Annotated in this window: 10 protein-coding genes; all 10 read left to right on the top strand. The window is 49.6% G+C overall.

What is annotated here, in order from left to right; genetic code table 11:
- The first annotated feature begins 114 nt into the window (after positions 1–114).
- The 10 genes from mobB (at position 115) to WCY20_RS07385 (ending at position 10,752) form a co-directional block, all read left to right on the top strand.
- Positions 115–618: a molybdopterin-guanine dinucleotide biosynthesis protein B gene (gene mobB / locus WCY20_RS07430; protein WP_345973993.1), complete on the top strand. Its 504-nt coding sequence runs from the start codon at positions 115–117 to the stop codon at positions 616–618.
- Positions 619–1,461, top strand: coding sequence for a class 1 fructose-bisphosphatase (locus WCY20_RS07425; protein WP_345973992.1), 843 nt, complete (start codon positions 619–621; stop codon positions 1,459–1,461). It abuts the gene before it with no gap.
- The gene (locus WCY20_RS07420; RefSeq protein WP_345973990.1) at positions 1,442–1,639 is read left to right on the top strand and encodes a hypothetical protein; all 198 of its coding nucleotides are present in this window, start codon (positions 1,442–1,444) and stop codon (positions 1,637–1,639) included. The genes WCY20_RS07425 and WCY20_RS07420 overlap by 20 nt, the downstream gene beginning before the upstream one ends.
- Before the next feature lie 102 nt (positions 1,640–1,741).
- On the top strand, positions 1,742–3,691 hold the full coding sequence (gene metG / locus WCY20_RS07415) for a methionine--tRNA ligase (protein ID WP_345973988.1): 1,950 nt from the start codon (positions 1,742–1,744) through the stop codon (positions 3,689–3,691).
- Positions 3,692–3,706: 15 nt separating this feature from the next.
- Entirely contained in the window at positions 3,707–4,711 is a 1,005-nt protein-coding gene (locus tag WCY20_RS07410; RefSeq protein ID WP_345973987.1) for a hypothetical protein, read from the top strand.
- Between the two features lie 20 nt (positions 4,712–4,731).
- Positions 4,732–5,880 (top strand): sodium:proton exchanger, encoded by a 1,149-nt coding sequence (locus WCY20_RS07405; protein ID WP_345978232.1) that lies wholly within the window; start codon positions 4,732–4,734, stop codon positions 5,878–5,880.
- Positions 5,881–6,302: 422 nt separating this feature from the next.
- Positions 6,303–7,439 (top strand): TRAP transporter substrate-binding protein DctP, encoded by a 1,137-nt coding sequence (gene dctP / locus WCY20_RS07400; RefSeq protein WP_345973986.1) that lies wholly within the window; start codon positions 6,303–6,305, stop codon positions 7,437–7,439.
- A gap of 218 nt (positions 7,440–7,657) precedes the next feature.
- Positions 7,658–8,902 carry a putative glycoside hydrolase gene (locus WCY20_RS07395; protein ID WP_345973985.1) on the top strand — a complete coding sequence of 415 codons (1,245 nt, stop codon included), beginning with the start codon at positions 7,658–7,660 and terminating at the stop codon, positions 8,900–8,902.
- Between the two features lie 197 nt (positions 8,903–9,099).
- Positions 9,100–9,555 (top strand): DUF1104 domain-containing protein, encoded by a 456-nt coding sequence (locus WCY20_RS07390; RefSeq protein ID WP_345973983.1) that lies wholly within the window; start codon positions 9,100–9,102, stop codon positions 9,553–9,555.
- 51 nt (positions 9,556–9,606) lie between these two features.
- Positions 9,607–10,752, top strand: a complete 1,146-nt coding sequence (locus tag WCY20_RS07385; RefSeq protein ID WP_345973981.1) for a DUF2202 domain-containing protein — start codon at positions 9,607–9,609, stop codon at positions 10,750–10,752.
- Positions 10,753–10,793: the final 41 nt, after the last annotated feature.

The following is a 10,793-nucleotide window of genomic DNA, read 5'->3' as shown; positions in this document are numbered from 1 at the left end:
GAGCCGCCAATTCAACAGTTTTTTAATGACATTCGTCTATAATCTCTTAAAATTAAAGGGCAGCTCTGAAAACCCGTATGGGTGCTTGGAAGTGCCCTGTAGATGGATGTAGATGTGCGAAAACGTTTAGCAGTCGCTTTTACGGGCCCTTCGAACAGCGGTAAGACTACGTTGATCATTAAAGTGGCGAAAAAGTTGATCAATGAGCATGCAAAAGAGGTGGCGATCATAAAGAATGATCCCAAAGACAAGGCGCATTTTGATGTTCCGGGCAAAGATTCGCACAAGTTTTCGGAGACCGGTGCCGAAGTGGTGGTGACCTCACCGACAAGAACGACGATGTTCTCCCAGCGTCATAAAGAGCTCGACGAGATCATTGCGATGCTGGGCGATTTTGATATTCTTCTGGTCGAGGGTCTGAAAACCCTCCCGCTTCCGCGTATCAGTATCTTCCGCGACAAGATCGATGAGGAGTACTTTCCCTATATGAACGCCCTTGCGATCGATGAGAGCATTGATCTTAACAGCTACGCTTTGCCCAAAGGCGTACCTGTCCTGGATCTCAACAGCGAAGACGACGTGATAGCGTGGATATTAGATAATGCAAAGGCAGTGTAGATGAAAGAGATATTAAGTGCAATAGAACGTGCGGCAATACGTATAAAACATGAGATAGATACCAAAGATATTGAGTATTCACAGCAGATGAACTCGACGGGTGATACCCAGCTGCAGCTCGACATCAAATGTGACCTGGTGGTTGAAGAGGAGTTTACCAAAGCAGAGACCATCAACACCATCGTCAGCGAGGAGCAGGAACACTCCCTCGTAATGAATAAAGATGCAAAATACTTTGTCGCCTTTGACCCGCTTGACGGCTCCTCTTTGATCGATGTGAACCTGAGTGTAGGTTCGATCTTCGGCATTTATGACGGTTCGTTCTCCGTGAAAAACCTTGTTGCTGCCTGCTACGTCGTTTACGGCCCGCGTACCGAACTCGTCTTTGCTCACGACGGCGAAGTGAAGTTCTACCTGCTTCAGGACGGTGTCTTTGTCTTTGTCAAAAACATCGTGCTTAAAGAGAAAGGTAAACTCAACGCACCGGGAGGAACGCAGCAAAACTGGCCGCCGTACCACAAAGCGATGGTAGACGGGCTCTTTCAGGAGGGTTACCGTCTCCGTTATTCGGGTGGGATGGTGCCTGACCTGCATCAGATCCTGCTTAAAGGCGGCGGGCTCTTTTCGTACCCTTCTACTTCCGATAAACCGGAAGGCAAGCTCCGCATGCTTTATGAAGCGCTTCCTTTTGCGTTCATCTTCAAAACAGCCGGCGGGGATCAGACGGATGGGAAAAACGATCTTCTGACGATGGAAGCCAAACATATCCATGATACGACGCCATGTTTCTTCGGTTCGAAATATGAGATCGCCAGAGTCAAAGATGTCTACGCTGGAAACTGATATTTTCGAACAGCGACTTGACGAAGAGATCGTGAGAGTCAAAGCATGCCAGGAAGAAAAGAATGTCAAAAGCTGTAGTTTGTGTGCGTTTTATATAGGCTGTGAAATACGCCAGGCATACGTGCAAGCTGTCTATGACTCGATGTCCAAAGGCGAGACCGGCGGCTTTGAATTTTAAAACACAAGGGGTGTTCCATCCCTTGTTTACGCTGACGCCGATTTACATTCGGCGTGGAGCCCAGGCGCTTTGCGCTTTTGAATTTTACTATTGAGAGAACTTATGAGCAATTATTACACGACCCCGATCTACTATGTTAACGGCGAAGCCCACATCGGTCATGCCTACACTACATTTATCACCGACATGCTGGCACGCTACTCTCGTCTTAAAGGCGAAGAGACATACTTTTTGACCGGCACGGATGAACACGGCCAGAAGATAGAGGAGTCGGCACTCAAAGCCGGCAAGCCGACGCAGCAGTTTGCAGATGAGATATCGGCACTGTTCAAAAACCTCTGGGACGAGTTTGAGATCTCGTACGACCAGTTTATCCGTACGACGGATGAAGCCCACAAAAAAGGCGTGCAGTACGCTTTCAAAAAGATGTTTGATAAAGGCGATATCTACAAGGGTGAGTATGAGGGCAACTACTGTGTAAGCTGCGAGACCTTCTTTCCGGAGTCTCAGCTGATCGACGGCGAGTTCTGCCCTGATTGCGGCCGTACGACTACTACGGTCAAAGAGGAGAGCTACTTCTTTAAACTCTCCGCGTACGAGCAGAAGCTCCTGGACTTTTATGAGGCAACGCCTGACTTTATTCTGCCGAAATCGCGCCGCAACGAGGTGATCAACTTTGTTAAAGGCGGTCTGCACGACCTCTCTGTCACGCGTACTTCATTCAGCTGGGGCGTACCGATGCCCAAAGAGCTCAATGACGACAAACATGTGATGTATGTCTGGCTTGATGCCCTTCTCAATTATGTGACGGCACTCGGTTACGGTCAGGATGAAGCCAAGATGCACCTGTGGCCTGCGCAGATGCATGTTGTCGGAAAAGACATCCTGCGTTTCCATGCGATCTACTGGCCGGCATTTTTGATGAGCCTGGATCTGCCGCTTCCGCGCCATATCGCAGCCCACGGCTGGTGGACGCGCGACGGTGAGAAGATGTCAAAATCCAAAGGCAATGTGGTCTTTCCTAAAGAGGTCTCCGATGCATACGGTGCCGAGAACCTCCGTTACTTTATGATGCGCGAAGTACCGTTCGGCCAGGACGGGGACTTCTCCCAGCGTGCTTTTATCGACCGTATCAACTCTGACCTGAGCAACGATCTGGGTAACCTGCTTAACCGTATTATCGGTATGAGCGGCAAATACAGTGATTTTCTTGTCGACTCTGTTGATGTAGAAAAGTACCATGCTGCCGAGCTTGAGGAGATGTACGAGATATTGGACAATGTCGAGAAGTTCCTTGATGAAGTCCAGACACACCGTTTCCTGGAAGAGCTTTGGAAGGTCTTTACCATCGGAAATAGAGCGATCGAAGCACATGCACCTTGGACAAAAGTCAAAGAGGGAAAAACTGATGAGGCTCTGGCCACGGTGGCCCTGGTAGCGAATGTTTTAGCAAAAGCGTCTGTCCTGCTGCACCCGTTCATGCCTAAAACGACCAATACCATTGCCGATACTCTCGGCTTTACGATCGACACAGAAAGCTATAACAGTCTTCTAAAAGAGAAAAAACTGCTTGCCACCTTTACCATCAAGCCGGTCGGACCGCTCTTCCCTCGTGTTGACGAGCCATTGATCCCCGAAGCGCCGAAGGCGATGATGGAAGCAGAAAAACCGAAAGAGAGCAAAAAAGAGAGTAAAAAAGCTGAAGCGCCGAAAGAAGAAGCTGCCGGGTTGATCACATTCGACGAATTTTTCAACACAACGCTGAAAGTCGGCACTATCGTTGAAGCCGAAGAGGTTCCAAAAAGCAAGAAGCTTCTCAAACTTCAAGTGGATCTTGGCGAAGGTGAACTGCGTCAGATCGTTGCGGGTATCAAAGATTACTACAGCGCAGAAGAGCTGCTTAACACGCAGGTCTGTGTCGTGGCCAATCTCAAACCGGCAAAACTGATGGGTATTCTTTCTGCCGGCATGCTGCTGGCGGCTAAAGACGATGAGGGACTCTGTCTTGTTCGTCCGGAAAAACCACGTAAAGCGGGTGCCTCGATTGGATAACCCTTTCCTAACCCTATGAGACTTGAAAATCTTCTCGCCCTGACTCAGGGAACCCTGCAGAATCAGCCTTTCGTAAGCCGGTTTGAGGGTATCAGTTTCAATGCCAAAAAGGTGAAGCGCGGCAATCTTTTCATTGCTTTCAATAATGCCGAGATCGATGAAGCGATTCTCAACGGTGCCTACGGCATCATCTTTGACCGACCGACACAGATCGCCGATAACGAGATCGCCTGGATCAAAGTCGACGACGTTGACGATGCCCTGATGCGTCTGCTGCGCTTCCATCTGATCCAAAAAGAGCTTAACGTCTATGAGACGGATCTTATTACCATTAAGCTGGCCCGTCAGATCATGACGGACAGTAATCTTTTGGTCCTGGGCCAATCGATCAAAAATGACTTTATGACGCTTTGGAACGCCGATGCCAAGTCGAACGTGCTCTTTTGCCCGAAACTGATTGACAGGGACACTTTTGTCAGCTCGAAAACACTGCCCTCCTCCTATAAAGATGAGATCACGATCGTTGAACAGACGCTCTTTGAGACCTCGTTTATTTTTGACGATGTTTTTTACGAGAGGCAGCTGCTCTCGCCGTTTTTCATCTCCTACCTGGAACGGCTGCTAAACTTCTACAAGATAAACGGGATCGGCTACCGTCTGCGCGCATTTACGCCTATCGATAACTTTGAAGCGGTCTTTACGAACAAAGAGCTGAAGATCAAAGAGTTCGGTGCAAGCGACCGTGTGCTTATCTTTGAGCCGGATTTTGAGCTTGTCCCTTCGCAGATCTCGTTTTTGAAACGTCAGGCCAACTGGGCGAAGATCATCTATATCCTGCCCAAGGCAAAAGCCAAACCGTTTGAAAATATAGAGGGGATATTCACCTATGAGTCACAGCGGGATGTCATAGAAATTCTAAAATCGGCATCCTTCCATTTTGCCCTGATCGCTGAACAGGAGAAGAGCATTTTGCAAAACGGCGAAGTAAGCCGAAACAGTGAACAGTTAACACTTTTCTAGGAGAACATGTATTGAAACCTGTGCCCAGTCGGCGGAGTATTTTATCGACTATCTATGACCACCATGCTACCGCTATTATCGGTCTATTTTTTGCCCTTCTCACCTTTGTATTTCACTATTTAGGCAACCCTTATATGGCGACACTTTTTGCCGCCGTCAGCATCGCCCTGCTCTCGCTCACCGTTGCCGAAGCCGCGGAGGTGCTGGCTGAGCGACTGGATGAGCCTTACGGCAGTTTTGTCCTCACCTTTTCAGCCGTTATTGTCGAGATCATCCTGCTTTTTCTGATTCTCTTGGAAGCCGGGCATAACCCCGATGCGATGGAGACAGTCAAAGGGGGGATCATCTCCGCCGTCATCGTTGACATGAACGTTCTGCTCGGACTGGCAGTCTTCATCGGCGGTCTGGCATTTAAGGCGCAGGAACACAATGAAGACACATCAAGCACCTATACGACCATATTGCTGGTGGCTTCGTCTGCTTTGCTGGTGCCGAGTATTCTGCACTATACGACCGGCAATTCCGACGACCTTGCCAATGCAAGCTTGTTGATCGCAGCGGTCCTTTTTATTTTCTATATCGTTATCTTTATCTTTCAGACCAAGACGCACTCACACTTTTTCAAGGCCACTGCGAGAAGCCGTATTTTCAGGTTTAAAAATCGTCTGAATGAAAACGAGGAAGATGAAGAGGCGGACGAAGACCTTTTTGAAAAGATGAACACGCCCTTCAATTTTGTTGCGATCTTCATGCTTATCGCGATGATCGGCTATATTGCCGAGATATTCGCCAATGAAGGGATGCAGCTGGTTTCTGCCTACAATTTTCCTGTCGGTCTGGCCGGTCTCGTCATTGCGATCATTTCGGTTTCTCCCGAGATCATCACGGCCATCAAGGCGGCCAAAAATGACCAGATACAGCGTGTCGTCAACATCGCAATGGGGGCATCCACCGTATCGATCATGCTGACGGTGCCGATATTGCTGGCGATGTCCTATGCGACAGAGCACCCCTTGACGCTGGATTTCAACACTCTGCAGATCGGGGCGCTGATATTGACGATCATTCTTGCCTGGAAAACAACTGATGACGGTGAGACCAATTATTTTGAGGGAACCTCCCATCTGATCTTTTTCACCTGTTACGCCATCGTCCTGGCTTTTATGTGAGACCCGTGAAGAAAAAGCCAACTGCTTGGCTTTTTTAGGGTCGAAACCAGAGCTGATGTGCGCAGCACCAGCGACGGAGACTTTTTGAAAAAGCCAACTGCCCTAAAGAAACATCGCTATGCGAGCGGTATCCTTGTTTTGGCTTTTTTAGGGTCGAAACCGCCAAAGGCGTAAAGAACAATGCAAACTGCTTTGCATTGTTTAGCCGACGCGACGATGTGATGTGCTTCAGCACCACATTGGCAAGATGTGCGCAGCACCAGCGACGGAGACTTTGTGAGAAAGGTTCAAAACCGCCAAAGGCGTAACTAAAACAGAAATTGCTTTCTGTTTTTAACCGACGCTGCTTTATGGTGCGCAAAGCACCATCAGGGCAAGATATGAAGCATCAACGGCGGAGACTTTACTAAAAGAGGATAGATATGAGAAGAAGAGATTTTTTAACAGCGGCCGCTGCTACAACCGCCGCAGGGCTTTTAAGCGCCTGCAACGATTCCAACCGTCAGGCCATCGACTACTCCAAACATCCGGGTAAGAAGAGCGATGACGATAAGCATGTCAACATCAACCGCAACAGAAAGACCAAACTGACCCTGGCGACGTCGTGGCCGGCGCACTTTCCTATCATGGGGACCGGCGTCGACAGGTTTGCCGAAAATGTCAACAGGGCCAGCGGCGGTTCATTGGAGATCAAGGTCTATCCGAAGAACACACTTATCCCTGCCCTCGCCGTCTTTGATGCGGCCAGCAGCGGTCAGATCGACGCTTTTCATTCCGGCCCCTACTACTGGAAAGGAAAGAACTCCGCCTTTTCGCTTTTCAGCGGTATCCCCTTCGGGTTGACGGCAGAAGAGATCAATTCATGGATGCTCTACGGCAACGGGATGACACTCTGGCGAAAGCATTACGCCAAATACAACCTGCATCCCTTTATGGGCGGCAATACCAACATACAGATGGGCGGATGGTACAGAAAGCCGATTGCGTCGCTCTCTGACATGCAGGGGCTGAAGATGCGTATTCCCGGGTTGGGCGGCGAAGTCTTTTCCAAGCTCGGGGTCAACCCTGTCTTGCTGCCGGCCGGCGAGATCTATACCTCGCTCGAACGCGGTGTCATTGACGCGACAGAGTGGGTGGGGCCGGCGCTTGACCTCAAAATGGGCTTCTATAAAGTGGCACCTTATTACTACTCTGGCTGGCATGAACCGGGCTCTATTCTGGAACTGACCTTTAACAAGCATAAATGGGACAAGCTCGCCAGTGAACATCAGGCCATCATCGAGATGGCATCGGCACAGATGAACACCGATATGGCAAGTGAATTTCATTTCGAGAACATGAAGGCCCTGGAAACGCTAAAGGAGAAAGGAGTCGAGATCTACCCTTACCCTCAGGATGTCGTGGAGGCGGGTAAAAAAGCCCTGATCGATGTTATGCGCGAGCAAAGCGCTCTGAACGGGGACTTTAAAGAGGTCGCTGATGATATCGACAGTTTCCTTGCGCAGAGCAAGGCGTGGTCCAAAGCGAGCCTCCACTACTTTCTTAACATACGCGAGTAGTGATTGCAGCACTTTTCGAATGTTTTTTGACAATTCGGTTCTTCGCAGACCGACTGCGGAAAAAGATAGTGCGATACCCTGCCTGCCGCGGCATAAACTACTCAACTTCGATCTGACTAATCTTACGATTTTCTGACAAAACAGGATCTTCATCCATACCACTTCTTAGATTCAAAGCTCCAGTGTTATAATTTGTAATACTAATCAATCGAGTTCATATGCGCTTTCTGATAATTCTATTTCCCCTTTTTCTTATGGCCCAAGAGGTCGTTCTGGTGGACAAACACACCCGGGAACCGCTCCCCAATGCCCAATTCATCCAAAATTATACGCTGACGCGTTCCGATGCCAACGGCACGGTATCGTTTGATGCGAACCGCTCCAAAGCTGCACACGTCAAAGCCTATGGCTACCGTCCCTATCATTGGGACATCAACAGCTCTGCCGTAGAACTGGAGATCGAACCGCTCAAGGTCAAAGGGCTCTACCTTTCGTTCTGGGCAGCGAGCCCGAAAACAAAAAGCTTTAAAAATGCGATGCGGCTCATCGAAAGGACGGAGGCGAATGCGTTGGTCATCGATGTCAAGAGCGAACAGGGTCAGATGTCCTATAAGACGTCGGTCAAAGCAGCCAGCGCGATGGATGCACACTACTACCGCACTATCAAAGATATCGACAGCTATATGAAAAAGCTCAAAGAGAAGCATATCTACACCATCGCCCGTATCGTCTGTTTTAAAGATGAGCTGAGTGCGAAACACCATCCCGAGCGTGCTGTCAAGCGTCCTGACGGCACGGTCTGGCGCAATGCGGCCAAGATGGCCTGGGTCGACCCTTTCAACAAAGAGGCGCAGGACTACATCATCAGCATCGCTGTCGATGCGGCACAAAAAGGTTTCGACGAGATCAACTTCGACTATGTCCGTTTCCCGGCCAAGGCGGACCTGGTGTTTTCGCAGGTCAACATTCAGGAGAACCGTCTTAAAGCGATTGACCACTTTATCGAAAAAGCCGCCTACCGCCTGCGCCCCTACGGCACCTTTCTCTCGGTCGACACCTACGGATATGTCGCCTGGAACACTGACACCGACACCAACATCGGCCATCAGACCGGGGTGCTTGCCACGCATGCCGACTATCTGGCTCCGATGCTCTACCCTTCGGGTTTCAACCGAGGCATCCTGGGTATAGAGGACCCCTCGCTTGAGCCTTACCGTGTCATCAAAGCCTCGCTACTGAAGATGGAAGAGACCGTCGAACCGGTGCGCCTGCGCCCGTGGCTGCAATATTTTAAAGACTACGCCTTCTCGCGTAAGCACTACAATGCTTTTGAGATCAAAGAACAGATCCGCGCCAGCGACGACACCAACTGCAGCGGATGGCTTCTCTGGAACCCTTCGAGCCGTTATAACCGCGGCGGTCTGATCAACAACGAAACAGATCTCATCCGTTTTGGCAAGTAAGCGCTGAGACTACGCTCATTGCGGACGTTACTCGCAAATCAGCCTGCACCTTTATGTTTCTCTCCGCTTTTTTTAACCACCTTAATAAAATACATTGGCAACACTCTTTTCTGTATAGCAACAATAATTCGCAGATAACACTTCACTAATGCTTCTTCCGTATACTTTTGTTACACGTACAGATAAAGGAGAACACTATGAAAACATCTCTTATTGCTGCGTATTTGGCAGCAGGATTATGCGTTAATGCCGTTGCGGCAGATTTCAGCTCATATTCCACGGAAGAACTCCTGGATATGCGGGGAACTGTGCCGGTCGAAGAGAGAGCTGACTTTAAGACGGAACTTCAAAGCAGGATATCGGTCATGACGCCTGAAGAGAAGGCAACGTATGATATCGGCAACCAAAAGGGTCAAAGCGCAGGTCAAGCCGGAACGATGAAGCAGGAACAGGTACAGACACGTACCCGGACATCACTGCAGGAAGGTGAAGGCGAACAGTTTAAGGCGCAGATCAGAGAACAAAAACGTCTGCAGGAGAGATCGCGGAAAGATCAGATGAACCAGATGAATCAAATGCAACAGAGGCAGCAGATGCAGCAGATGCATCAAATGCCCAGAACCAAAGATACGGACACGCAGGGAAGACGTTAAAACCGACATCACAATAACTGAAAGAGCAAATCGTACACAAAAGGAATAGCGATGTTTAAAAAAACAATGATCACCTCGGCAGCCGTTGCCGCCATACTATTGACAGGCTGTAACAGCAGCGAAGAGAGCACAGCATCTGTAACGGATATTACCGTCGAACGAGGCCCGGTTCTGGGTGCACTGGTACTTGATAACAGCGGACAGCGCGGCGTAGCGGCCGGAAACGGGGTCTATCGCTTTGCCAAAGGGGTGCAGTATCCTGTAACCGTAAACGGGGGTTATATCGATACCAACAGAAACAACCGCATTGACGTGGGCGAAGCAAGGCTCGGTTTTGAGCTGGCGATCAGCAAGGGGAGCGCGGTGACACTGGTCAATACCGTTGCCAGCAACAGCGAAGTCAGAACGATGCTGCAGGAAAAATACGGTCTGGATGACGACAGGATCAACAACGCCACACCGGGCAATGACAGAGAGATCGCCGCGATTTCCGATGAACTGTACGCCTACTGTAATGAAAACGTGCTCGAACCGCTTAAGTTACAGACGAGTGACCTTGAACAGATCGATCTGCGTATCAAAGAACGGTTACGCGATTATAATGAGAGCGACAGCAGCGTTGCAGAGCTGGAAGAGGAGCTGATCGCCGAACTCGGTATTGAGACCCTGACCGAAGACGACCTGCCTCAGGCTGAAGCCGATCTGGACAATGCCGAACTTAAAGAGGGGAATGTGAGCGACACCCTCCCCGCTGGAGAGTTGAACGATGCGCAGAAAGAGGGGTTGGTCTTTATGGTGGAAGAGGAGAAGCTGGCCAGAGATGTATACGAGTATCTCTATACCAAATGGGACCTCACTATCTTCAGCAACATTGCCAAATCGGAGCAGCAGCATATGGATTCTGTCATCGAACTGCTTGAAAAATATGATTTGGATTATTCTGCGTCCCTGCAGACACGCGGAAGTTTTGAAAACGCAGAACTGCAATCGCTTTACGATACATTGACGATCAGGGGTGAGGCTTCAGTTGTCGAAGCGCTTGAGGTCGGCAAGCTGATCGAAGAGGTGGATATTGAGGACCTGGAAGGGTTGGTTGCCGCTGACATCCCCGAAGATCTCAAAGTCGTTTATGAAAACCTGCTCAAAGGGAGCTACAACCATCTCAGCGCCTTTACGAACCAGCTGAACAACTATTGATTCAAGTCGATAGGACCATCCTCTCTGCATCTAAGCAGAAA

The organism is Sulfurimonas sp. HSL3-7 (genome assembly GCF_039645985.1).
GTDB classification, from domain to species: domain Bacteria; phylum Campylobacterota; class Campylobacteria; order Campylobacterales; family Sulfurimonadaceae; genus Sulfonitrofixus; species Sulfonitrofixus jiaomeiensis.
The sequence above is the reverse complement of the archived record's forward strand: the minus strand, read 5'-3'. Positions and strand labels throughout refer to the sequence as shown.

Coding starts and splice junctions, on each gene's coding strand:
- WCY20_RS07425 (WP_345973992.1), top strand. CDS start 619: ATGAAAGAGATATTAAGTGCAATAGAACGTGCGGCAATACGTATAAAA.
- WCY20_RS07420 (WP_345973990.1), top strand. CDS start 1,442: ATGTCTACGCTGGAAACTGATATTTTCGAACAGCGACTTGACGAAGAG.
- metG (WP_345973988.1), top strand. CDS start 1,742: ATGAGCAATTATTACACGACCCCGATCTACTATGTTAACGGCGAAGCC.
- WCY20_RS07410 (WP_345973987.1), top strand. CDS start 3,707: ATGAGACTTGAAAATCTTCTCGCCCTGACTCAGGGAACCCTGCAGAAT.
- dctP (WP_345973986.1), top strand. CDS start 6,303: ATGAGAAGAAGAGATTTTTTAACAGCGGCCGCTGCTACAACCGCCGCA.
- WCY20_RS07395 (WP_345973985.1), top strand. CDS start 7,658: ATGCGCTTTCTGATAATTCTATTTCCCCTTTTTCTTATGGCCCAAGAG.
- WCY20_RS07390 (WP_345973983.1), top strand. CDS start 9,100: ATGAAAACATCTCTTATTGCTGCGTATTTGGCAGCAGGATTATGCGTT.
- WCY20_RS07385 (WP_345973981.1), top strand. CDS start 9,607: ATGTTTAAAAAAACAATGATCACCTCGGCAGCCGTTGCCGCCATACTA.